Source organism: Pseudophaeobacter leonis, assembly GCF_002087335.1.
Classification (GTDB): Bacteria; Pseudomonadota; Alphaproteobacteria; order Rhodobacterales; family Rhodobacteraceae; genus Pseudophaeobacter; species Pseudophaeobacter leonis.
On the sequence record NZ_MWVJ01000033.1, the window covers coordinates 164,116 to 187,562 of the forward strand.

17 protein-coding genes and 1 pseudogene are annotated in these 23,447 nt (G+C 55.7%); 8 read left to right on the forward strand and 10 right to left on the reverse strand.

Features of this window, described 5'->3' with window-relative positions:
• Nucleotides 1–963 precede the first annotated feature (963 nt).
• The gene (locus B4968_RS09245; protein WP_083098372.1) at nt 964–2,964 is read left to right on the forward strand and encodes a calcium-binding protein; all 2,001 of its coding nucleotides are present in this window, start codon (nt 964–966) and stop codon (nt 2,962–2,964) included.
• 304 nt (nt 2,965–3,268) lie between these two features.
• On the opposite strand, the gene B4968_RS09250 is transcribed toward B4968_RS09245, so the two are convergent.
• From B4968_RS09250 to B4968_RS09260, 3 genes are all read right to left on the reverse strand, one after another.
• Nucleotides 3,269–3,745, reverse strand: coding sequence for a GNAT family N-acetyltransferase (locus tag B4968_RS09250; RefSeq protein WP_083098373.1), 477 nt, complete (start codon nt 3,743–3,745; stop codon nt 3,269–3,271).
• Between the two features lie 312 nt (nt 3,746–4,057).
• On the reverse strand, nt 4,058–6,859 hold the full coding sequence (locus B4968_RS09255) for a protein kinase domain-containing protein (protein WP_083098375.1): 2,802 nt from the start codon (nt 6,857–6,859) through the stop codon (nt 4,058–4,060).
• Nucleotides 6,860–6,983: 124 nt separating this feature from the next.
• On the reverse strand, nt 6,984–8,255 hold the full coding sequence (locus tag B4968_RS09260) for a hypothetical protein (RefSeq protein WP_139792673.1): 1,272 nt from the start codon (nt 8,253–8,255) through the stop codon (nt 6,984–6,986).
• Nucleotides 8,256–8,725: 470 nt separating this feature from the next.
• Between B4968_RS09260 and B4968_RS09265 the strand changes: the two genes are divergently transcribed.
• On the forward strand, nt 8,726–10,873 hold the full coding sequence (locus B4968_RS09265; RefSeq protein ID WP_083098378.1) for a response regulator: 2,148 nt from the start codon (nt 8,726–8,728) through the stop codon (nt 10,871–10,873).
• Between the two features lie 192 nt (nt 10,874–11,065).
• Here B4968_RS09265 and B4968_RS09270 read toward each other — a convergent pair whose 3' ends face one another.
• The 4 genes from B4968_RS09270 to B4968_RS09285 are packed head-to-tail and all read right to left on the reverse strand — an operon-like array spanning nt 11,066 to nt 14,619.
• A complete protein-coding gene (locus B4968_RS09270; RefSeq protein ID WP_083098381.1) occupies nt 11,066–11,629 on the reverse strand; it encodes a PqiC family protein in 564 nt (187 codons plus the stop codon).
• 57 nt (nt 11,630–11,686) lie between these two features.
• Nucleotides 11,687–13,369 (reverse strand): PqiB family protein, encoded by a 1,683-nt coding sequence (locus B4968_RS09275; RefSeq protein ID WP_241525654.1) that lies wholly within the window; start codon nt 13,367–13,369, stop codon nt 11,687–11,689.
• A gap of 21 nt (nt 13,370–13,390) precedes the next feature.
• Nucleotides 13,391–13,945, reverse strand: coding sequence for a paraquat-inducible protein A (locus tag B4968_RS09280; protein WP_241525655.1), 555 nt, complete (start codon nt 13,943–13,945; stop codon nt 13,391–13,393).
• A 47-nt stretch (nt 13,946–13,992) separates the two neighbouring features.
• Complete coding sequence (locus B4968_RS09285) at nt 13,993–14,619, reverse strand: paraquat-inducible protein A (RefSeq protein WP_083098385.1); 627 nt, start codon at nt 14,617–14,619, stop codon at nt 13,993–13,995.
• 173 nt (nt 14,620–14,792) lie between these two features.
• Between B4968_RS09285 and B4968_RS09290 the strand changes: the two genes are divergently transcribed.
• The 6 genes from B4968_RS09290 (at nt 14,793) to B4968_RS09315 (ending at nt 20,594) form a co-directional block, all read left to right on the forward strand.
• Nucleotides 14,793–15,788 carry a LysR family transcriptional regulator gene (locus B4968_RS09290; RefSeq protein WP_338153237.1) on the forward strand — a complete coding sequence of 332 codons (996 nt, stop codon included), beginning with the start codon at nt 14,793–14,795 and terminating at the stop codon, nt 15,786–15,788.
• A 9-nt stretch (nt 15,789–15,797) separates the two neighbouring features.
• The gene (locus B4968_RS09295) at nt 15,798–16,271 is read left to right on the forward strand and encodes a hypothetical protein (RefSeq protein WP_083098387.1); all 474 of its coding nucleotides are present in this window, start codon (nt 15,798–15,800) and stop codon (nt 16,269–16,271) included.
• A gap of 398 nt (nt 16,272–16,669) precedes the next feature.
• Nucleotides 16,670–17,623, forward strand: a complete 954-nt coding sequence (locus B4968_RS09300) for a cation diffusion facilitator family transporter (RefSeq protein ID WP_083098389.1) — start codon at nt 16,670–16,672, stop codon at nt 17,621–17,623.
• Nucleotides 17,620–18,639, forward strand: a complete 1,020-nt coding sequence (locus B4968_RS09305) for a CorA family divalent cation transporter (RefSeq protein WP_083098391.1) — start codon at nt 17,620–17,622, stop codon at nt 18,637–18,639. The genes B4968_RS09300 and B4968_RS09305 overlap by 4 nt, the downstream gene beginning before the upstream one ends.
• Nucleotides 18,636–20,099, forward strand: coding sequence for a mechanosensitive ion channel family protein (locus B4968_RS23790; RefSeq protein ID WP_083098393.1), 1,464 nt, complete (start codon nt 18,636–18,638; stop codon nt 20,097–20,099). Before B4968_RS09305 ends, B4968_RS23790 begins: the two co-directional genes overlap by 4 nt.
• A gap of 165 nt (nt 20,100–20,264) precedes the next feature.
• Nucleotides 20,265–20,594, forward strand: a complete 330-nt coding sequence (locus B4968_RS09315) for an arsenate reductase family protein (RefSeq protein ID WP_083098395.1) — start codon at nt 20,265–20,267, stop codon at nt 20,592–20,594.
• Between the two features lie 96 nt (nt 20,595–20,690).
• Here B4968_RS09315 and B4968_RS09320 read toward each other — a convergent pair whose 3' ends face one another.
• The 3 genes and pseudogenes from B4968_RS09320 to B4968_RS23470 form a co-directional block, all read right to left on the reverse strand.
• Nucleotides 20,691–22,157, reverse strand: a complete 1,467-nt coding sequence (locus tag B4968_RS09320; RefSeq protein WP_083098397.1) for an endo alpha-1,4 polygalactosaminidase — start codon at nt 22,155–22,157, stop codon at nt 20,691–20,693.
• 362 nt (nt 22,158–22,519) lie between these two features.
• A complete protein-coding gene (locus B4968_RS09325) occupies nt 22,520–23,218 on the reverse strand; it encodes a hypothetical protein (RefSeq protein WP_083098399.1) in 699 nt (232 codons plus the stop codon).
• Nucleotides 23,219–23,266: 48 nt separating this feature from the next.
• Nucleotides 23,267–23,447 (reverse strand): annotated as a pseudogene (locus B4968_RS23470) (succinylglutamate desuccinylase); the annotation flags it as partial.

Below are 23,447 nucleotides of genomic sequence, written 5' to 3' on the forward strand. Positions count from 1 at the left end.
CTCCAACATATCAAATTGATTTGGTCAGTTGTTCTATTTGGTCAGCTGTCATTTTTGGCCCGCTGTAGATGCGACCTTTGGGCCTGATCTGCCCCTGCCACAGGGTCAGTCATTCTGGATCGTTTTTATCCTCGTCTTACCCCCTTCTCCTTGTCTCAAAAGGAGCACGCTGAGCGGCGCAATTGCTGTTCAGCCCGCATTTAATGGTATTGGTTTTTTCGCAAAATTCAAAATCTCTAATATTTCAAGACACTTCGGCGCGACCCTCCCCCCAGATTAACACTATGTTAACCGGGGAACGCCCTAAAAAGTTAGACCCTGACGAGCTTTCGAAAAAAGAACGTTCTCCACAATTTTTCAAATTCAGATTTTCTAGTGTTACAGATAGCTGGGCGCGCCTTGAAACGACGCGGTCAGTGCGCAGCGATACCGGGGCCGCACTCTGTGGCGGCGCTTGTTATATCGGGCGGGCGTCAGGCGTACATCCATCAATTTCCCGCCCCCATTGGAATGCCTGAGCGGTCCGGCGATCGCGAAAAGATTCAACCGCCCTCCCCTTTCGCCATCGATTGAATATAATTTTCTCCGACAGCAAACAGGCCACCATCGCATTAATGGTGAGAACTACACTACTACTGATTGCAATGCGATCTTTGCCCACGTAAAAATTGCATATGACGTGTCATGAGCTCTCTCAAAATCCAGTCTTTTTGCCAAATCCATAGGAACAAAAATCACATGCACACTGCTGAAACCCTCGAAACGCAAGGATCCCTGATTAACAATACGATCAGCGAAAATCATTTTGGCACAGGCTATGAGTTTGTTCATTAGGACGACAATCAATATCCGATTGATGAGATTTTTGATCTTGTTGAGCCCACCATTCTGCGATATCCGGGAGGCACAGGCACAGAGAACCACTTTGATCCAAGCAATCCGGATATATCTGTGCAGCCAGCAGTGTTTAATGGGACTCAGGCAGACGTTGTCCCCATCAGCGATTTCATCTCGATCGCCAATCAGGAAAACGCACAGATAGTAGTGGTACTGCCGACCTGGCGATATTTTGATCCGGCAACCCGCGACCTGAAACGGGATGCAAATGACAAGCCCATTGCAAAGGATGCAATTAAGAACTTTGTAAAGAAATTATTGAACGGGAATTTCGGAGACGCAGATATCCTCGCCTTTGAAATTGGCAATGAATGGTACAATTTGGACGGTTGGTCCCCCTCGGAGTTTGGCAGAGTATCGAGCCTTATTGCAAAGTGGGTGAACGAGGCCATTTCAGAATCCGCAACCACAGATGATCCGAAGATTTGGGTGCAGACCAATAGCGATGGCAAACAAGACGGGGATAACAATGGCATTCACGATAACATAGAAATTCTGAATGAATTTGGCAGCATCGAACGCGCTGCGGTGGATGGATTTATCGATCACCTATATTTTCGCACCGACGACAAAGACCATAATAGCGACGGTGTCATTGACGCCTTGGATTTCGACCCTACGGTTGCCACAACGCGCCTGGGGCGTCTTGAAACAGACGTCGCCAATTTAAATGTCCCCTGGGATATATCCGGCCTCGACTACGTGACCACGGAATGGAACGTGCGGGCTGACAGGGTTAACACCATCACCGGTTTTGAGCGCCTCCCCCTGTTTGTCGGCCTCTTCGCCGATATTATTCAAAGCGGCGTTGACTTTGCGACAATCTGGACGACCCAGGCGACCGGTGACGGCAATGGCAGCCTGAGTGAGCAGTTTGAGGATGAGTTGACGCCGACAGGGTATCTGTTCCGCTTAATGAAGGACGCCCTGAGCGGCACCAGACTGGCGGATCCCAGCAACAATAACGAGCTCAGTAGAGGCGACTACCTCTTCACCAGCACATCCGGAACAGACCTTGGCTATAGCTATACGTTCAGAAGCACCGACAACAAAAAAGTTGTCCTCTATATCGCGTCAGCGGTGGACGCGGATATCGATATCACCTCGACCATTCTGGACCTGAGATCGGACTATCCAGGCCATCATATTCACGCAACCGTAATCGCGGTGGATGATACCCCCAACAATGACCCGTTGGAGGCTGATGCTGATGCACAGCTGGTCGCGATTGATCATAACACGCTCTGGTCAAACAATTTAAATGTGACTTTGTCACCCTATGAGCTTATCCAAATTGAGCTCACTCTGGACGCAGATGTCTCGATCTCGGGGGATGATCAGAACCAGACCAATGACTCCATCGTGGGCGGCGATGAACACGATACCCTGCTGGGATTTGCAGGCAATGACACCTTGGAAGGCGGCGATGGAAACGATGTCCTGCGGGGAGGTGAAGACAACGATACTTTGCTTGGTCAATCTGGCAATGACCGATTGGACGGGGATGCAGGCAACGACAGTATCAATGCCGGAGCGGGAGACGACACGGTCTTTGGCGGCTCTGGCGCCGATAAGGTCGCGGGTGGCAATGGTGACGACCTCATTTTTGGCGGTGCAGGCAATGATCGTTGCTTTAGCAACGCCGGAGGCGACACTCTGTCTGGCGGCTCGGGCAACGATGCCCTGGACGGAGAAGCTGGCAACGACACGCTCTACGGTGGGGGCGGAAAGGATACGCTGGAGGGCGGTCTAGGCTCCGACACACTTTATGGCGGTCAAGGTTCGGGTGTCCTGAACGGGGGCCGTGGAAACGACCTGCTCTACGGCGGAGCAGGAAGCGACAGCTTCCTCTTTGCACGCACAGGCGGGGCGGATGAAATCGTCGATTTCGATGCAGCAGTTGATAATCTGGATCTGACCGATTTTGAATTTGACGATCTCGCTGACGCGCAGGGGTCTGCCGCGCAAAACGGCGGTGATTTGGTCTTCAGCCTTGGCGGTGGTGACAGCCTTGTGCTGCGCGATACCAACCTCTCAGATCTCACAGAAACCAACTTGCTTTTGTAGCCCTGCTGCTCTGAATCTAAACGATTTAAGACGGGAAAGACAAAGAAGGCCCAGGCCCCGTCGGCCTCGGCATGATCCGCACCATCCAGAGCGAAGACCAAGGCTGCCACACACCCGTGCGCCCTCCTGTTTGAGGACATGTCCTCGCCCTGGGAACACAGCCTGAAACCGCTGCGATGCCGCGTGAGATCCGGTCATCGGTAAGGCTTGCAAGGAAACTTTGGGGTTGGACAACAGCAGGGCGCAGCAAGCGCCCATTAGCTACGCATGCGCCCCCTCGCTGCATATGCGCCTAATGGCTGGTTCAAATTGGAGTTTTTGAAAGCGTCTCTCTGTAGACAACGAACTCGGTGTTCGTCGCTACGCGATCATAAAGCCTCATCGCTGTTTCGTTAGAAGAGTGCGTATGCCAGTAAACACCGATCGTTCCCGCCTGTTTTGCCCGATCATAAAATTCCGCAATTAGCCTGCGACCAATGCCTTTGCCGCGCAATGAGGGCCGCGAGAAGAGGTCTCGCAGGTAGCAGGTATTTTCAACCGTTATAGTGTTTCGGTGCGAAATAAAATGAGCCAAACCAACAAGTTGTTCCTGATTCTCGGCGAGCAAACATTGTACAGGCTCAGCTGGATCGAGGAACCTGTGCCATGTCGTCAATACAATCTCTTCGGAAAGAGCCGTGGCGCCAACTCTGCCGTAGAACGCATTGTATTGATCCCAGAGCGTTCGCCATTGAGCAAAGTCGGCTTGAGACGCGTCTCGAATGGTGATTTCGTTTTCCATAAGCCGCGCCTTTTAACGGGAATAGTTTGCAAGCAGACTCTCGCCACTCTGCAGAAAAATTGCAAGACGGCTTGAGGCGATCTGGCGGCGCTGCAGCAGGAGGGTCGTTGCCCTCGTCGGTGCGCTGAGGCCCTGAGGCGTTCTGCAGGCTGCAAGCCAGAGATAGCGGGAGGAGCTAGTGGGATGTCGCTGGGGGCGCGAGAGAGGCCGCCAGATTTTCCGATCCCCGACATAGGCATGCGCTGCCAGACCCGCAAAGCAAACGCGCCGGCTTTGCCCTGCGGCTATGACTTTCGGCTATGACTTGCGCGCCTATCTTTCAAAGGCCTTCGCCACGGCTTTCAGCTTTTCCTGACTCAGGAAAAACTTCGCCTGCTCATCGACGGCCGCATAAACCGCATCATCCAAAAGGCGAAGATTGTCTTCGCCCTTTTCAATCCGGGCGCTCAGACCTTCGGCTTTTTCAAAATCGGCTTGATCTGGTGGAAACAGCGACTGTTCAAACTCATGCCTCAGCCTATCCAGTTTTTCGACCATCACACTGCGCTCGGTATAAAGCCGCGGCAGGGGAATGTTGCCGGTCTGGTCGGCCAGGGTAATCCTTACCTTAAGCTCAGGGTTGGCCAAAGCCGTTGCAAAAGCCATTTCCGCCTGAACAGACTTAGCCTTCATCGCCGCTTTGACTTTTTGATTTAGAAAATCGATTTCCTGCTGATAAGCCGCGATTTCCGGTTTGATGCTCATCAGGTAGCTCGCCTTATCTCCCCGCGCGCCATTGCGTAGCTTGACAATCTTACTTTCCAAGCCGCCAACTAAACTCTTGAGCTTTCTGAGACTTACATCCCCTTCTGACACCACTGAGCCACAATTAGGCATGTTCTGTGCGATCTCATCCGCGCTAATCTGGGTCTCTATTCGAGACACCATTGACGCGGTTTCCGCCATGGCCTCTTTTAGTTTTTCGATGTCTGACTGAGCAAAATCTGCCGCCCCTGATGCATGCAGGGTATTGAACATTACAGCGTCAAGGCTTGGGCGGTTATCTCGGTCTGTTTCTTTCAGACTGGCGATCAATTTGCCCATGCTGCCCGCGCTGTAGGTCCTGCCATCGCGCGGGGTGTCTGTAAGGATCAGCTTTTGCAACATGCCACCAAGGGCAAAGGTATCTGCCCGCGCGTCCATGTGTTTTGGGTGTTGGGCCAAATCAGGAGAGACATATCCCGGTGTCGCCCCCCGCGTATCCGCCCCGCCCAGGTGCGTGTCAATGAAGTCAGATTCACCAAAGTCGATGATCTTGATGCGGCCATCGCTGGTCATCATGACGTTTTCGCCCTTCAGGTCACCATGCACCAGACCGCTTGCTTCCATCTCCTTCATGGCGCGGGCAGTGTTGACAATGACGTCGCACATCAGAATTTGCCGCGCCGATGCGGGCAAAATACCTGCGTCAGACAAGACAGACATTGTTTTCGCCACATCCTCAAGATCGCCGCCCTGCACATCTTCCAATATCATATGCACCAGACCATCCGGGCTGCGGGCCAGCCCTTCCAAAGCAACAAGTCCGCTTTCGGCCCTCCCCCCGGGAGCCAAATTGTTCATCAGACGTCGGTGGTTCTCCAACTCAATCGCCACCTTGCCGGTATCCCTCGCATTCAGGCTGGTCTTAACAACTATCGTCCTGTTTGTTTCTGGATCAACAAATCGACACGCCCTGGCGTTACCGCCGGATTTCAGAATTCGGTCTAAGACATAATCCGTACCGCCAAAGGAAAGCGAGTGGCCATCATCACTCATCTGATCAGGGCAGTGTAGGCAGGCCACCGCATTCAGCGCTTTGCCAATTTCCAAACAGGTATCGTATACTCCGGATATTTTACTTCCGTTGAACACATCTTGCAAAATGCGGTCGGCATATTCCGGAGCCTGCCATGCCATAAGTTGGAAAAACTCATCCGCATCGGTATCCAGAATTGCCAGGTGCTCAGTAAGCCGACTCACCGCATAGTGCTTAACCTCTTTAAGTCGCTTATCTGACAAGCTAACGAATAAAGACCCGTTGCTAGTTTCCTTCATCTCATCAGGGCTGAATAAATCAGAGAGAACATCCGCGATAAAAAACTGATCCAACCCATTTGCAGGTGTAACCGCGTCACGTTCTGTCTGTGTATTAAATTCATCTTGGAGATCGAGGTATTGTTGCTGCGCAAGACGCAGCCGGTCTTCTTCTTTCTCCAGACGCAGCACTTCATGTTCGGAATTCTTTCTCAGACCGGACACAGCCTTTTGGCTTTGGGCATCCCCGCCTTTGTTTTCGTCTTGATACAGCGCGTGCATCCGCTCGGTATCCTTGAGGTCCTGAACCTTTAATTCGAATTTCAGCAGCGCCTGCTCTGCAAGTGTCTGGAAATCATGCGGCTTGAAGCGGTCTTTATACTGTTCGTAGATACTGGTCAGCTCCTGCGCAAGCGCGTACTCTGACGCAACCAGATGGCCTTTGTCAGCCAGCTCAAATGCCTGAATTAAAACCTTTAAACCCTCCAATTGGCTATAGCCAAAAGATGACAATTTTTCATTCACAGGTATATTGGCGATAAATTCGTAGCAAGAGGCCCGCAATTCCGGCTCCAATTCCGCCAGCCTCGACGCGCGATTTATAGCCTCTTCGAATGTTTGCGCGCCAGAAACCGGCAGAAGCCCTTTCAGCGTTTCGGTGACATGTCGAACCGTTGCTTCGAACCGATCGACAATCGAGGCTCTTTCCAGGAAATTATGTGAAATCAGCTCAAGCTTTGGCCGGATATTATTTGCGGCCTCACTTTTTGGAAATTTCCTGATGTAAATACTTGCCATTTCCTTCGCTAGGAGAAGCTGGTCATAGGCCCCCTTGAAATCGCCACCTTTGGCAATCTCATCTGCGGCTTTTACAATCTCAACCAATTTGCCGCGAGGATTATTGCTCCCGACATAGCTGATACCGGTGAGGAGCTCTTCGACTCTATTTCTGCGGCGTTCAAAATCTTCATACTCGCGCATGATTTTCTTCTTGCTTTTCTTCGGATTTTTCGCGCTCGCGAGCTTCAGCCATTTAATTTGTTCTTGAGTAGCGGGCATAATCTGTTCCTTTGAAATCCAGAGGCTCCGGAGGGCGTATGCAGGGAAAGGCAGGCTGTTTCCGAGGAGACGAAATAATATACACCCCGCAACCAGCTGCTGCGCCTTAACCGGGCAACGCCATTTAGGCGGCCAGGGTTCGGGAAATCACGTTCAACGCATTTCGTGCTGTGGTCGCGACCGACACGGGCGCAAACGGATTGTCATCAATCCGTGTGAAAATACCTTTGGCAAGCAGCGCCTGATACTCTGCTAAAATGCCTGCCGCCTGGCGTTTCATCGCGTCCCGACTGGCCCCTTCGGCATTGGTCAGACTATCCAGCGCCTCTTGCAGTCTGGTGTCGATCTGTTCGACCTCTGCCACGATATCAGCCGCAGCGGCGCGGATCTCATCGGCCAGTTCATCGCCTTCGGCGGCAGCGTTGATGGCCTCTGCCAGTTTATGAACCTCTGCCATCATTTTACTGCGCGCTGTGACCCACAGAACCCGGGATTTCTGGAATGCCACCGTACCGGCAGCAACCACGGACTGCGCGGGGCCGGCGGCTATCACGGCTTCCACGGCGGGTTCTAGGCGGGCTATTATCGTTAAGGCGGCCTGAAAATCTGCGCCATCGGCCTTTTGCACTGCCATTGCCCAGGCGGCGCGCAATTTACCCGCGTTTTCGGGTTGTAACGCCATTGCCATTTCATATCGCGGCCCTATGGCGGCCTGTGCCTTGGCCCATTGCGCCGCCAGAGCATCCGGCGCCTGCGCAGCATCAGAGGCCTGTCCAGAAAAGGCTGTCAGAATGGGTTTAAGCTTGGCAACAACCGCAGTTGCGGTGGCAAAATCTCCTGCTGCGGCAGCGGCCTGTGCCGCCTTCCAGGCGGCTTGCACCTGCCCGGCCTTTGCAGCGCCCTGGTCAGCCATTTTCTGCACCATCGCCGTCGTCATGCTCTCGACCCTTGCCCAAGCCGCAGCTTGATCGGGGGCAGCTTTATGGCCCGGCGTGTCTTCGGCCAGCGGGGCCTGCGTCGCGCCTTCGGCATCGTCGCTGGTTTCGTCCTCTCCGTCATCTTGGATAACGGCACCGTTTGCGTCCAGGAAAATGACTTTCATTGGCATCTTGATCAGCATCAGAAAGGCCTTGGTCCGCTTGGCAATTCCGCCCGGGGGGGCTTCCGGGCAGGTCAGAAGCAGCTTTTTCCCACTGACTTCCATCGCGCCAAAGGCAACCTTGGGGGTTTCACCGGCTTTTTTGGCCTGCCGCGCGAGCACTTCCGGGTCTTTTCGCAAATGCCCCAGGACAACCGTCCCGTCAGGAGCCTTCCCCATACAAATTGCAAAATTTACCGGCCTCTTTCGCGCCTTGGTCATCAGCCCCTTCAGGTCTTCGATTTCTGCATCAGACATCAACATAATGGTTGCCCCCAATTCGCCAAAATACATTAAACATATTTGAAATTACCCAGACAAAATCTGCCCACGTAAATTGCTCCAAAGCAAGCCATTACTCAATTTTTCCCTCATCAGTTTTTTGAGAGCGAAAGGCGGCTTAAACTGCTGTCAGGCCCCAGTGCTTTCAGTGACGCGGCATGGTTCGCCGGCACGACGGCCTCAGGCGCTGCGGGCCAACTGCCTGCTGTCAACGGGCCTGCTGCGACTGGCCTGCTGCCGACTTCGAAGAACTCGGAAGCACCAGCCTGAGGATCGTTTTATTTCATTCCCCAGAAGGCAGCGGTCTGGTCGAAAGCGAAGCGATTTTGTGACAAACCTTGCATTTGTTAAGCCTTAGGTGCAGCGTTTTCACACTGGGCGTGTGCCAAAACACTCCAGGGTAGATTTAAACCGGTTATTTTTTCAAATCTGGCGCTAGGCAAACCATGGCAACCAAAGGTTTCTATCAAAACATCTCCACATACAACGCGGGCATGCGAAAAACCCAAAACCACGTATTGGACATCCTCGCGATCATCTCGATGATAGGCGTCATCCTTTCCATTCTGCGTGTGTACCAAGTGGGTCTCGCATACCTTAGCGTCGCCGTCTTGTTTTTTGGACTTTGCGTGCTGCCTTCGGTCCTCTTGCGCGCGGACAAATATCTGAGCCTACGTGGCTTTCTCCTGATCATCGGATATCTGATCAACATCTCGATAGGGATCTTTAATCTGGGGCTGCTTTCCACTGGGGTCGGAGCCTTGCCCTCCATTCTGGCAATCTGCGGCTTTATTTACAGCCGCAGAACCTCGCTTTTTGTATTCGCCGGCATGGTCGCAGGCCTCGCCGTTTTCGGCTATCTGTTTATCTCCGGCCAGGTGCCTTCCCCCGAGATTTCGATTCCAGAGTGGAACCGCGATCTGCGCAGCTGGCTCGTCGCGGTTTGGGCTATGGTCGTCTGTAGCCTGATCGTTCTCACGCTCATCTTCCATCTGAGGTCGTTCTGGATCGAGACAGATGTGGAAGCCGAACAGAAAAATCGCCAGCTCGAGGCCATGGTGGACTTTTCCCCACACGCTATTTTGATCTTTGATCTGGACACCGAGCGGGTCGCAGCCACGAACACGCGGGCTGAAGAACTCTTTGGCATATCACGGGATGATCTTGGAAACGCACCTAAGTTGGGCACCAGAAGCCCTGAGCGACAGCCCTCAGGAGAGCTCAGCTCTGAAATAGAAGGGGAAAAGTTTCAGGAAGCCCTCGACGGTGGTCACCCGGTGTTTGATCATGTGATCCTGAACGCCGCCAGAGAAGAAGTGCTCTGCGAGATTTCTCTGTCGCGGATCCCGCCATATGACCGGAAGCTGGTGCGGGCCAATATCTCCGACCTTTCCAGTCGTCTGGCCGAACAAAAGCAACGGGCTGATCTTCAGTCCAGCCTGGCGGCGTCGCAAAGGCGCGAAGCCATTGGACAGTTGACCGGCGGCGTGGCGCATGACTTCAACAACATTTTGGCGGTGGTTCTGGGAAACCTCGAATTGCTGCGCGAAAGGCTTGATGAGGACGAAGAGGAGAAGCTGCAGGCAATGATCAGCGCCGCTATCGCTGCCAGTACCCGGGGAGCCGGTCTGACCCGCAGCCTGCTTGCCTTCGCACGCGAGGCCGGCCTGCATCCCGAGGTGCTGGACTTGAACGCCATTGTGGGCGAGGCCAGAAAATGGATGGGCCGTACCCTGCCGGAATCGATCATGGTGGAGACCTCTCTGCTTGGAGGCCTCTGGCCAGTGAAACTGGACAAGACGTCGCTGGAAAGCGCCCTTCTCAACCTGATCCTGAATGCGCGCGATGCAATGGACGGCAAAGGCAAGCTGACCATCGAAACGGCCAATATCCGTCTCGACCACGCCTACCTTGATGCCCGGGGCGAAGAGATTAAGCCAGGGCGCTACGTGATGCTGGCCGTCAGCGACACCGGCACCGGGATTGGTCCCGAGACACTGGAGCGCATGTTCGATCCCTTCTATACGACGAAGGCCCCCGGTGTGGGGTCGGGCGTGGGCCTGTCGATGGTGCTGGGCTTTGTGCAGCAGTCGCTGGGAACCGTTCAGGTCTATACCGAGACGGGCATTGGTACGACGCTGAAACTGTATTTTCCGACTACCGATACCGCGTTGTCCGACCTGCCAGAAGAAACGCCAAAGCAGCCTTCGCACGCTAGGGGCCAGGGGCGTATCCTGCTGGTTGAGGATGACGAGGCCGTCCGTGAGCTGCTGCTGACCGTGTTGGAAAGTTGCGGCTACGACGTCACGCAGGCCGCTACTGGCGATGCCGCACTTAAAATCTTCCGGTCCGATCCCAAATTCGACCTCATTTTGACCGACATCGTGATGCCCGGAACGCTTCAAGGCACCAATCTAGCAAAGGTGATCCGAGAGAGCCATCCCGACGTGCCGTTCATTTTCATGTCCGGCTATGCCGCCGAGGCGACGGTGCATGGCAACGGCCTCAAGCCCAACGATGTCCGCCTGATGAAGCCCGTGCCAAATGCCGAGCTGTTGACTGCGGTGGCGACTGCTCTTGGCAAGAAGGCATGAAATGACAGCCCTTTGCGGTAATCGCGGTAGGGCCGACAGCGCGACCAACGAAGGACATGCGCTGTGCGTACATACCGGCTAAGTTCGCACAAATCCGAGCGGAGCGTTAGCGCGCCAGATCGCGGGCAATTCTTTCGGCAAGCAGCCGCAGAGCCTCTGATTGCGCCGCTGCCAGCGCGCCCGGCTCGGCGCTCAGCCCTGCACTTGGCCCGCACTTGGCCCGGCGCTCAGCAATGGCACTTCAATATCAAAGAGCTCAGAGCGCGAGCGGATCGTGCGGCGCGCCACCTTGGGGCGGGCTTCGTCAGTGTCGTAGGATTCTATCTCCTGGCCACCGATGAAATACTGACCGGACAGACGCAATGTATTGCGGTTCGTGGCGACAAGCTGCTCCACCCGGATGTCCACGGTCGCCTGAGGCGTCTCTTCAAGAGGCCAGGGTTGCGGCGCCACCGTCGCCGAGGTCATCTGGTTGAGATGGCGAGAGGTCAGCAGTGTCGTGGCACGCTCTGGCTCGTCAGCCCAAAGGTCCGATTTGTTCAGCTTAATGACGCCGCTTGCGTCCTGAAACGCGATCTCTTCGGCCGCCGCATAGGTCGGCAGTGACACCGCGCGCACCAGCACCGAGGCGACCCTGGCGCGGACCTTTACCGCCGACTCGGTGGGGGTGGCGTCCAGCGCGTATCTGCGCGTGTTGTCATCGCATCCTGCCAGAGCAACAGCGGCTGCGGCCGCGACGAGAAGGCGAAGCGTCATGTCAACGTCCTAACAAAAGGGAATTCGGATTGCGCTGAATTGTGCGCGCAAGAGATTTCAGGGCTTCGGCGGCCTCGCTAATGTCGCGCAGGGCGTCGAGACCGGTCGAGACCAGCCGTGATTTTTCACCATAGCTTGCCAGCACGGCCTCGGTCCGGACCGCAAGTTTTTCAAGCTGCTCTGCCAGGGCCGGCAGTTTTGTGGCGGCTGTCTCGACCCGCTGGCGGCCCCTTCGGCCGCGCTCCGCGTGGCATTGACCCTGGCGCCGGCGCCGGCCCCGCGCAGCTCGGCAAGGATAACGCGCGCCTCGGCCAGTGGAGCGGTCAGTTCTGGTAAGACCGCCTTGACCCCGTCAGAAGCCACAAGCCCGTTTACACTGTCCAGAACACCAATGGCCGATGCAATCAGCTCTTCCACCTTCAGGGCATTGATCCGCTTGAACACGCCTTCGGCGGTGGCGGTTAAATCCGACAAATTGGCATCCACCGATGGCACGAGCGGATAGGGCTTTGCGCTCAGATCAAGCACAGCCGCCTTTGCCTTTGGCAACTCGACAAGTTCGACGATCAGCTCGCCGGTCAGGATATTGGCAGAGGTCAGCCGCGCCCGCAGGCCCTGCACGACATAGTCCTGCAACAGCACCAGGGCTTCGTTTGTGGTGGCGTCCTGCCCCAGGCCCAGGTTTCCCGGTCTGAGCTGCAGGGCAGCACGCAGCAACACAGCTCTCTTTGCGCCGCTTTTGACCACCCGCATTGTCAGCTCGGAGACTTCGCCAACCTTGATCCCGCGGAACCGCACCTCGGATCCGACAACAAGCCCGCCGACGGATTCGCCGAACTCGGTTGCAACCGTCAAAAGCTCAGCATTCTCATCGTGAAACAGGCTTTTGCGTGCCGCAGCTTCGCTTTCATAGATCGGAAAGGTCACGCCTGTCTCGACAGGTCCGCCGCCCGACACCAGGGTTTCGAATGTCACGCCGCCCTCGAGCAGCGAGGCGAGACTTTCCACGTCAAGCTTGACGCCGCCGGCACCAAACGAAACCTCGAAACCCGAGGTATCCCAGAACCGCGTGGCTGATGTGACCAGCGCATCATATGGCGCCTCAATGAAACCATTGGAGACCACGTCAGATCCGGAGGCCGTAAGCGAGGGGGCCTCCATGACACCAACGCGAATACCTTTGTACAAAATAGGCGCCCCGGCAGAGAGCTGGTTTCCGTTACGCGCACGCAGAACAATAGAGATGCCGCGGCTGCCGGGCCGCACGAGCGGTGCCGCACCAAGACCGGTGAAGCGGTGTTCCGGCTCACCAATCGTGGCGTCCCAGAAGCCGTTGACATAGACCCCCGACAAGACCGTGCCCAATCCGCTAACGCCCCGTACCGAGACCTGCGGCCGTTCGACCCAGAAGAGCGCGTCTGCATCAATGAACGCTGCGATGTCTTTTTCCACCCGTACCTGCACGATGACCTGCGACAGATCCTCTGAGAAGGTGACGCGTTCAACGGTTCCAACAGATACGTCGCGGTATCTGAGTTGCGTCTTGCCGACTTCAACACCGGTGGCGTTTTTAAAGCCGATCTCGATCAGAACGCCCCGGTCGGAATAATTTTGCCAGGCCAGGGCCAGCGAAGCCACAAGAGCAAGGACCGGCACCAGCCAGACAAGGGAGATGCGCGACATCAGCCCCTGGCGCATGGGGCGGATGTCCGGCTCTGCAGCCTCAATGCGATTAGTCATGTCCCAGTCTCGTTTCCAGTCTCATGTCCCAGTCTCGCTTCCATCCCAGATGAGTCTGGAATCCAGACTCTGGGCTGCCAGCATGGTAAACACAACCGAAAGCGCAAAAGAAACGGCTGCGATTCCGGGATTGATTGTGGCAACGCTGTCCAGCTGCACCAGAGCCGAAAGGATTGCGACAACAAAAACGTCAATCATCGACCACCGGCCAATGAACTCGACAATCTCCAGCATCAGCTGGCGTTGATGGGCGCTCAGGGCGCGGTGCTGCCCCACGGCGCGCACAAGGTAGAGTATGGCCAGGAACTTCCCGATTGGGATGACCACACTGGCCACAAAAACGATCACGGCATCCCCGAATGAGCCGTGGTGCAGCAAGTCAACGACGCCTCCCAGGATCGTGCTTTCCTGACGCTCAAACAGTGTCGAGGTCAAAAGCATGGGGTAAATACTTGCCGGAACATAGGCGATGAGGCCAGCCAGCAGCCAGGCGATGGTGCGCTGCAGCGACAGCGGCGCGCGCGAATGCAGCGCGCTACCGCATCTTGTGCAGGTACCGGCAAGCGGAGGGTACACCACCCCACAGCGGTCGCAGGCGACAAGCCCAGCCTCGCGGGCCGTTCCTACTGAGCGTTCTGTTCCAGAGATTTCAAAATCGTCCTTCTACACATAAAGTTGTCGTGAAGAGCCGCCACAACGACAAGGGCACAAAAGGCCCAGAAGGCCGGTCCCAAACCGACGCTTGCCATCCCCGCGACTTTTACCAGGGCCACGGAGACCCCCAAAACGAATATCTCGGCCATCGCCCAGGGCCGCAGTCTTTCTGCAAGGCGGAAGGCAGGACGCGCGTACTGGAACGGTGGGCGGTCAAATACCAGTGGCCATAACGTATAGGCAACAGCCGCAAACCGGAGCGAAGGGATCAGTACGATAAAAGCGGCCAGTGCAACAGACAAAGGCAGCAACAGGCCGCTGGAAAAGGCCAGGATCGCGTCAAGAACCGATGTACGGTTGTTCAGCCCTGCGACCTGGAGTTCCAGAAACGGAAAGTAGACTGCGGCCACCATCAGGATCATGGCTGTGAGCGCCAAAACGAACACGCGCGTAAAGGCGCCTGCGCGCGGGGTCGCCAGAACGACGCCACAGCGGCTGCAGCTGACGGTGCAGTTCTCGGCCCGGTCTGGCTCTCTGTGCAACAGATCACAGCGTGGGCAGGCAACAAGCCCTGTTTCGGCAATCGTGCAAGCCAAACCGTATACGTCCTTTTCTGCCGATCATACCGCCGCATTATGCGACACGAGGCCATCGCCACGCCAGTGCTATCTCTAGCGTGCACTAATTCCTGTAGCTCGGGTGCAAAACCGAGCGTGAGCAAAATGGAGGTATACTTGCAATAAAAGTGACTATCCCTCATGTAATTCCTATGGATATCACGCTGATAAAAACCTTTCTCGAAGTCGCCGCAACTGGCTCTTTCGTATCCGCGTCCGAGCGATTGTTTGTCACCCAGTCAGCTGTCAGCCTGCGGGTGCAGCGGTTAGAGAACAGCCTTGGACGACCGCTTTTTATACGCTCAAAAGCAGGCGCAGAGTTGACGCCTGCGGGGGTCGAATTTGAACATTACGCCTTGTCCCTGATCAAAGTCTGGGAAGAGGCCCGGCAACAAATCGCGATACCAGAAGGGTTCACCAAAAGCTTCACAATCGGGGCGCAATATTCCTTGTGGCCGCGGCTGGGGTTTCGTTGGATTGATGCCATGCAATCGGCAATGCCCGATCTTAGCATCAGGGCCGAACTGGGTATGCCAGACCGCCTGACACGATTTCTGATCGAGGGCGTCGTTCAGGCCGCACTCATGTATACACCGCAGCTGCGGCCGGGACTAAATGCACAATGTATTTTAGAGGAAGAACTCGTGCTGGTCGCCTCGTGGCGCTCACCGACGCTGGATCTGAATGGCCGCTATGTTTTTGTCGATTGGGGGCCGGAATTTGTGCAGGCCCACGCCATTCACCTGCCAAATCTGACCAATTCCGGCCTGACCATGTCATTGGGGGCTATGGCCGTCGACTATATTGTGAACAGAGGAAAAGCAGCCTACGTACCGGCAAGATCGGCGCTTAGATATCTTGAAAGTGGCCAATTGCATCTGGTTGCAGATGCACCAAGGTTTCCCTATCCGCCTGGGCTGTGTGGAGAGAAGATCTTGACCCTGTCGTTCGTGACCTTGCAAGCCGCACCCTTCGCGAGGTCGCAGAAAAGATCGACGACGCCCAGGGCAATGTGCTGGAAAAACTCGCCGAGATCAGCGAAGAACACGCGGTGGATGTGCTGGGGCGACGCACCGATACATAACTATAAATCACGGCAACCATGTTTATTTTTAATTTTCCTTAGGTTATATTTCACCCTATCCTAGCACCTGACTATGCGGCTGAGCTTTGTTCAGCCACTGCAACCAAAAGGGGCTGTGGACGCGATGAATGTTTATGTTCTCGACACGAAACCAACAAAAGCCGCTCGCCACGTCGATGTTTTGACGGATGACCATGCTGGCGAGGTTTTTGGCTATCGCCTGAGCGGGGCCCATAGTGGCCCCAACCTTGTCGTTGCAGGCCAGAAAGACGTGATCGAAGGCCTTTATGGCCGATTGGCTGCGCTCCCTACCCTGCCCTGGATGCGCGGAACAATTTCATTGATTAATCTTGAAGCGCTGGAAGATGACCTTGGGATTGCTCACATTGGCCACGCGCCGAACGACGTGATTGACCGAATTCTGTTCCTGCTGCCCGTGGCGCAGGGGACAAAACTGAAGGAAGTTATTCATCACGGGTATTGGTCCGCTCTAAAGCTGTGCGCCAGCCTTGGAATGGTTCAAGGACGCGGCCTGACGGCACCTTGAATGGTTTTCCGGTGGCGCATTTCTGACGCTCAGAAGGATAAAGGTGAAGAAATTCGCGACTAAGCACAAGCGCCGCCGATAGTGTTCGCCCGCAGGTCAGTGGTGAAGGCCCGGTGAGCGCCGATTGTGTCGTGCCACTGCAAATCAGAGAACAAATGCGCCCAGCGTTCTGCAGAAATGCCACTTAGACAAAAAGCATGGTCACCCCTGGGTTGATTATCTTGAATTTCGCTTATGGCATTCCCCTGGAATAAGATCAGTCCAGACGCGGTATGTCTTAGGGTGTTGAAGCATATGCAGATCGTACAGCGCCCAATCTCTCGTTCGCAAAAGACCTGAATGCGCCGCATCCAGAGGTCATCATACCCATCGAATTAACCAAAGATCTGAGGCTCCAAATGTCCGCCAATCAATCGAAAAAAGTGATCTATGCCGCCCTTGTTGGCAACTCAATGATCGCGGTCAGCAAATTTTTTGCCGCGTCTGTAACTGGCTCTTCTGCCATGTTGTCCGAAGGCATCCACTCGGTTGTGGATTCCGGCAACCAGCTGCTTTTGCTGTGGGGGATCCGGGTGTCCAACAAAGGCCCCGACGAAAAACACCCGTTTGGCTATGGCATGGAGCTGTATTTCTGGACCTTTGTTGTCGCCATTCTGATCTTTGCGATTGGTTCGGGTATCTCTTTATACGAGGGTTTCAAACACCTCGGCCACCCGGAGCCACTGACCGCGCCCGCATGGAACTATGGCGTTTTGATTTTTGGCATGGTGTTTGAAGGCTGGGCCCTCAGTGTGGCCTACAAGGAATTCAATAAGATGCGTGGCGATCAGCCTTTGATTAAGGCGATCCGTCATTCCAAAGACCCGACCGTCTTCACAGTCCTGTTTGAAGACAGCGCCGCTATGCTGGGTCTCATAATTGCCTTTGTCGGGGTTGCGGGCTCGCATGTGTTCGGCTGGCATTTTCTGGACGCCTGGGCCTCTATCGGCATCGGTATTGTTCTGGCCGTTGTCGCCATTGCGCTGGCCATCGAAAGCAAAGGTCTGCTGATCGGCGAAGGCGCTGATCCGGAAACCGTCAAAAGCATCCGGGCCTGTATCGAAGAGGATAAAGACATCAAGGCGGTGAATGAGCTTTTGACCATGCATCTCAGCCCGCAAGACATTCTGGTGAACGCCAGTATCGACTTTGTAGACGGCATAAGTGCCGAAGCTGTCGAGGCTGCGATCTCCAATTTCGAAAAGCAAATCAAGGCAAAGCATCCCGATGTGAAGCGTATCTTTATCGAGGCCCAGAGCATTTCTGGCCACATCGCGGACCTGGAGGCAAACAAAACCGGAGAAAGTGCATGACGCAAGAAGGTGAAAACGGACTGCTATTTGCTCAGCGCCTGAACGGGGACGGATCAGGCACGGCGATCGGCTGGGAGGAGGTCAAAGCCTGGAAGACCGGTGACAAGCCGGTCTGGATTCATCTGGACCGAACCGACCCAAATGTTGAGACCTGGCTGCGCGACGAAAGCGGCCTGACATCGGAAACTGTCAACGCGCTTTTGTCCGAGGAATCGCGCCCCCGCGTTTTCAAAGGCAAGCGCGGTACCGTTGCGATATTTCGCGGGGTAAACCTGAACCCCGACGCCAAACGGTCCGACATGGTTGATCTGCGGCTCTGGTCCGAAGGAGAGCGGCTGATTACCCTGCGCAAGACGCGACTTCAGACCGTGCGCAACGTACTTGCCAAACTCGCCGAAGGCGGCGACGGCCCTGCAACAATTTCTGCCCTGTTTCAGGATCTTTCCTTCACGCTTTGCCAACGCATGTCCCAGACCATCGAAGGCATCAAAGACCGCGTCGATCAGGTTCAGGACGAATTCGACCTGTCGGCGCCGGATAAGACGCGGGTCGATCTGATGGATGTGCGCAACAACGCGATCTCACTGCGCCGCTATATCGCCCCGCAACGCATCGCCATGGGAGAGCTGATCGTTGACCCGCCCCAGTGGGCCGACAATAACTGGCATGCCAAAATGCGCGAAGTGGCGGAAACACTGGCCTATTACGTCGAAGAGCTGGATTCTGCGCGCGATCAGGCACTGGTTTACAAAGATGACGTTGCCAGCCAGTTGGCAGAGTCGACCAACCGCACGCTGTATGCACTGGCGGTGATCTCAGCGATATTCCTGCCTTTGGCATTCCTGACCGGCCTTCTCGGCATCAACATCGGCGGGATGCCGGGTGTCGAGAGCAGCAGTGCTTTTTGGGTTTTCTGCGCGCTGCTCCTGGGTTCCGGCGTATTGAAATCGCGGTTTTCAAAAAGCTTAAGTGGTTATGACCCAACAACACTGGCAACAGCAGGGAGGATACGATGAGTGCGCACACAGCGAATAGTCAGCAGGCATTGGGCAAGACGGCGACAGATGCGCCCGTGACAGATGCGCCCGTTACCGAGGTGCCCGTTACCGAGGTGCCTGTGACAGAGGCAACTGAAACTATTGAAAGCATGACAGGGGAAATTACCGAAAGCGTCGCCCCAATCGTCGCGTTTGCCACGGAAACCCTTGATCGACTGGGCCATCAGGTTTCCTCACTCGAAGGTGTCTACCAGCTTGGTATCATGCTGGGGGCTTTGCTTTTGGCCTGGTTGCTTCATCGTACATTTGCTGGCGTTGTTGATCGGTCATGGCCACAGGCCGAAGGCGACAAACCGTTTCTCGCCAATTTGGAACGGTCGGTCAAACGTGTCCTGATGCCTTTCTTCTGGGTGGTAATCCTTTGGATCGCGATCCCAATCATGCGTCAAAGTGGTCTGGAAAACGATTTTCTGCGGATCGGGGCAAGCATGGCGCAAGCCTGGATTGTCATCAATCTGATTTCAACTGCGGTAAAAGATCCGCTGTGGTCAAAGACGGCCGCGGTCATCGCCACCATCGTTGTCGCCCTGTATATCCTGCGTCTTTTGAACCCCACCATTGCCGTTCTGGACGGCATTGGAATCGGGATTGGGACTGGCCGGGTCACCGTATTTGATGTGATCAAGGGCGCGGTACTGCTTATTCTTCTGGTTTGGCTTGCCTCTCAGGTTTCCAAATTTGTGCAGGCACGCCTGGGCCAGTCCAAAAACATGACCCCTTCGATGCGCACATTGCTGTCGCAGGTCATTCGACTGGGCACCATGTTCTTTGCTGCGGTTATTGCCCTGAACGCCATCGGCATCGATCTGACGGCTTTGGCCGTATTCTCTGGTGCCGTCGGTGTTGGTATCGGCTTTGGTTTGCAGGCCATTTTCAGCAATCTGATGTCAGGTGCCATCATGCTGATCGAAGGCAGTGTTTCCGTTGGCGACTTTGTCGAACTGCAATCCGGCGTGACCGGCGAAGTCAAGGAAATCAACACACGGGCCACCCTGATCAGCACGAATGACCGCGTTGATGTTTTGGTCCCGAACTCAGAATTCATCAACGGGACTGTCACAAACTGGACCCTTCGGGAAAAGCATATACGCACCCGGATCCCGTTCGGTGTGGCCTACGGGACCGATAAGGAATTGGTGAAAAAGGCGGCGCTAGAAGCCGCATCCCTCCTGCCCCATGAATTGAAAGGCCGGCACGCAAAGCCAGCAGAAGTCTGGTTGGTCGGATTTGGGGAAAGCAGCCTGGATTTCGAATTGGTCTTATGGTTGCAGCCAGACGCCGTGAAACGCCCAAGAAGCATCCTGGCGGCCTACAACTGGGAACTTGAAACCGCATTGGCCAAATATGGCATCGAGATTCCGTTCCCACAGCGCGATCTGCATATAAAGTCAGGGAGCGGTGCGGGCCTGGTCAGTTGACCAACAAAGCCCAAAACCTGAAAACTGAATTCCCGGTCGCTTTGGGCCGGGAATTTGAAGGAAAGACAGCCTTGATGAGAACCCGTTTCTTGAACTGTACAGCCCTCTTGCACTTCAGGGTCTAGTGCGTGAAGTTGCACCACCCGCGCCAAAGGAGACCGCGCCATGATGATCTATGGACTGAATACATGTGCCACAAGCAAGAAAGCCCTCAAGGCGCTAGAGGCCGCGGGCAAGGATATCAGTTTTCGCGATGTCCGGGCAGAGCCTCTGAGCGAGGCAGAGCTTTCTGAATTGATCGCTGAATTTGGCGATCGTCTGGTTGACCGCAAGTCAAATGACTGGCGCGGGCTCAGCGACTGGCTGAAGCATTCGGAAGCGGAAGACCAGCTCGCTGCCAAGCCCAAGCTGATGGTGCGTCCGGTGATCCGTGACGGCGACACCTATTATCTCGGCTGGGATGCCGCGGTGCAGGCCGCTTTGCTTGCAGAGTGACGCAAGCCAAGCCTCCCCTCGCCCGGGATCCGGAAAGTTTGGGAGCAGGGCTGCTAGCGACCGCAGGCCGCCTTCGCCAGCTTGGGTCCTGAGACTTCAGAACAGGACCACATCATCCAGCGGAGCTTCGGCGGTGATATTGCGGAGCGTCAATACGTCACCATCGCCAAAGTCGAGCACAAACCGCTGTCCGTGTTCCGTGCCGTAATCCCGCAGAACCTGTGCTGCATTTTTGCCGCCGCCCCACAAAGCTTCATTGAGCTCCAGACTGTCGAGATCATCCTGAAAATCCATGATCCGGTCGCGCCCGGAGCCGTTGCTAAAGACAAAGCGGTCCGAACCGGCACCACCAGTCAATTGATCACGGCCCGAGCCGCCAGCAAGCCTGTCGTTGCCCTGGCCGCCGTACAGGCTGTCGCTGCCCCGATTACCAGACAGGTGATCGTGGCCAACGCCTCCCAAAATCCGGTCCTGCCCAGCGCCCCCCAGGATGCGATCATTGCCGCCCAACCCTTCGGCCACGTCATTGCCCGCCCTGGCCCGGATGATATCGCGCCCGGCCTGCCCGGTCAGGTAATCCGATTGCATCGAAGCCCTGTTGTCCGCGAGATCCGGGCTCATGTCGTTCAGGTCCCGGTCATTGGCTGCAAAGGGGATAAAACCGTCCGAGATCGCGAGTTCCTGGAAACGGTCCACGCCCCCGGAACGGGAGAGGTAGTCCACGGCAAACACCGGAATGCCATTTTCGAGAAAGTCGTCCTGCAGCACCGATATTCTATCGTCATCCGGGTTCAGTTGGTTATTTTCATCCCGACTGCCGACGAAATAGGTATCCTCAACGGCAATGGCCCCGATGGCATCCAGCAGGGCGGCCTGGCGAACAGGATCAGAGTCGGCCAGGGCGTCTATGATAAAAGCACCATTCTGCAGGATCATAAAGAAGTCGGGATTGGTTTGGCGCGCGTGTTGGCTCATCTCGACGATAAAGTCGATCATCCGCTCTGCCGCATCCCTTTCGTCGTTGCGCGCTGGATCTCCGGGTTGGCGCACCCGGTTGGGGGCCTCGACCGCCCAATAATAATAGGCGTCCACAATGTCCAAATAGGCGGCGTCAAAGCCCTGGCTGACAATCTGGTCCAGCCAGCCTGTCCCCTCCTCATTAAAGAGATTGTCCTGCCATGCATCGTCCCAAAACCGCACCTTGCGGCTTTCTGGCCAATCAGGGTTGGTCGGCCCCAGCCAATCGGGCGCCCCAGCCGTCAGATCGCCGCTGGCTTGCCCTGTGGTCGTCCACGCCGCATTCCAATGGTCTCTGAATTCCGAAGCCTCCCCTATCGACAGGTAGGCCGCCGCGACCGAACGCCCTCCGGGGCCATCCTTAATCTCAGCGATCTCATCAGGGCTAAATCCGTGCCGCCCAGTGCCGTCGCCGGAAAAATCCATGACAATCAGGTCATGACTGGCTTCGGACAGCGCGGCTGCATCCAGTCCGCCGCGCCCCTGCAACTGGTAACCCCAGCTTGATACGGTCACAGGACCTGTAGATGTCGAAAAAAGCGGCATAGCAGGTATCTTGGCCTTTTCAGTTAGAGGATCGACATTTCCCCAGCGGGACCCTGTGGCACTGGTACCTGTGGAACTGGCAACGCCGGCGCGTCGGTGAGCTTATATAGGCTCCTGCTCACTTTTGACAGGATCTGGCGAGATTTGAGCTCTTCTGTGCGCCTGCTGATCGGGGGGGTATTTCTGCGCTGTGCCACTAGACCACGGCAGGTGGTCGCCCGCCAAGCGGAGAATACGGGCGTGTGCGATTGTATAGCCCGATCCATTTTCTGACGCCTGCCTTCGTCTCTCATCCTGTTTCCCAGGCATGCAGGTATCCACGCAGCGCTGGCAGATATACCGACGGCTTTTGCCAACTCCGTCTATTTGTGACCGGGGGCATCCGGAAAAGCCTGAACGTCGAATGCGTCTGATCGTTCCAGCTCATCAAGCCAATAGCCGGAGCTTAGAACCGAGAGCTCGACTGCGTCGCCTGCCGCAGGTGCAGCACGCGCCGACCAAATCATGTCAGTTGCGTTGGGAAATGCCTCTCCCTGGATTTGATCCTCATAAAGGCGGTTCAGCACAGCGTGGTCGCTCATGCCCCCCGCCAGCAGGCGCACCAAAAGAGATGCGTCTGGCGATGGCACAAACAGGCCCTGGTCTCTCGCTGCGACGCCTTTGATGCGCAGCACGACGTTCACCGCGTCCGGCTTGGGGAATATAGCAGGCAATGCCGCATACAGCAGGCTGGCAACACGGAACATCTGCCCGTGAAAGGCCGGCACCACATACTCCTCCCACAGCTTTTCTTCGGGCATTTCGTTTGCAACATTGCGCAGTTGCCCTTCGCGCAATTTATCACCGACAACGTGCTTGAGTACGATATAGGCGGCGTCCTCGGGGTCCATATCCTGCAAGGCCATCAGACACATCTCACGCAGTTCCGCCTCGCCAAGGCCTGCACTGTCGCCAAATTCCAGCTCATCCAGAAGGGCGGTGTAGTCGGCTGTCTTCCAGTCGCCCTGCACTTCTTTTATGGTCTCAAACGATAGTATTTCGACATGATAGGACTGAGGCATCTGATTGGCTTTCTCGGGTGTGGCACCGCTGGCGGAGCAGCTTTGCGGCTAAATTATCTCGTCTTCATCAAAGAGCGGGTCGTCAGAAAGCTGATCGTTGAGGTCTTCAACGGCACCTTCCGCAACAGACATGGACTTCACCCGCGCAAGGTGCAGGACTGCATCCCCTTCATTGACGATCGGCAAAACAGCACGTCCGACCACGATCCCATTAAAGGGAGCGACAATG

Bases quoted from the DNA above. Each gene is read 5' to 3' on its own strand.
- B4968_RS09305 (WP_083098391.1), top strand. From the start codon at position 17,620: ATGACGCAAGAAGGTGAAAACGGACTGCTATTTGCTCAGCGCCTGAAC.
- B4968_RS09270 (WP_083098381.1), bottom strand. From the start codon at position 11,629: ATGACGCTTCGCCTTCTCGTCGCGGCCGCAGCCGCTGTTGCTCTGGCA.
- B4968_RS09320 (WP_083098397.1), bottom strand. From the start codon at position 22,157: ATGCCGCTTTTTTCGACATCTACAGGTCCTGTGACCGTATCAAGCTGG.
- B4968_RS09255 (WP_083098375.1), bottom strand. From the start codon at position 6,859: ATGCCCGCTACTCAAGAACAAATTAAATGGCTGAAGCTCGCGAGCGCG.
- B4968_RS09300 (WP_083098389.1), top strand. From the start codon at position 16,670: ATGTCCGCCAATCAATCGAAAAAAGTGATCTATGCCGCCCTTGTTGGC.
- B4968_RS09290 (WP_338153237.1), top strand. From the start codon at position 14,793: ATGGATATCACGCTGATAAAAACCTTTCTCGAAGTCGCCGCAACTGGC.
- B4968_RS09250 (WP_083098373.1), bottom strand. From the start codon at position 3,745: ATGGAAAACGAAATCACCATTCGAGACGCGTCTCAAGCCGACTTTGCT.
- B4968_RS23790 (WP_083098393.1), top strand. From the start codon at position 18,636: ATGAGTGCGCACACAGCGAATAGTCAGCAGGCATTGGGCAAGACGGCG.
- B4968_RS09325 (WP_083098399.1), bottom strand. From the start codon at position 23,218: ATGCCTCAGTCCTATCATGTCGAAATACTATCGTTTGAGACCATAAAA.
- B4968_RS09265 (WP_083098378.1), top strand. From the start codon at position 8,726: ATGGCAACCAAAGGTTTCTATCAAAACATCTCCACATACAACGCGGGC.
- B4968_RS09260 (WP_139792673.1), bottom strand. From the start codon at position 8,255: ATGTCTGATGCAGAAATCGAAGACCTGAAGGGGCTGATGACCAAGGCG.
- B4968_RS09295 (WP_083098387.1), top strand. From the start codon at position 15,798: ATGCGGCTGAGCTTTGTTCAGCCACTGCAACCAAAAGGGGCTGTGGAC.
- B4968_RS09315 (WP_083098395.1), top strand. From the start codon at position 20,265: ATGATGATCTATGGACTGAATACATGTGCCACAAGCAAGAAAGCCCTC.
- B4968_RS09275 (WP_241525654.1), bottom strand. From the start codon at position 13,369: ATGACTAATCGCATTGAGGCTGCAGAGCCGGACATCCGCCCCATGCGC.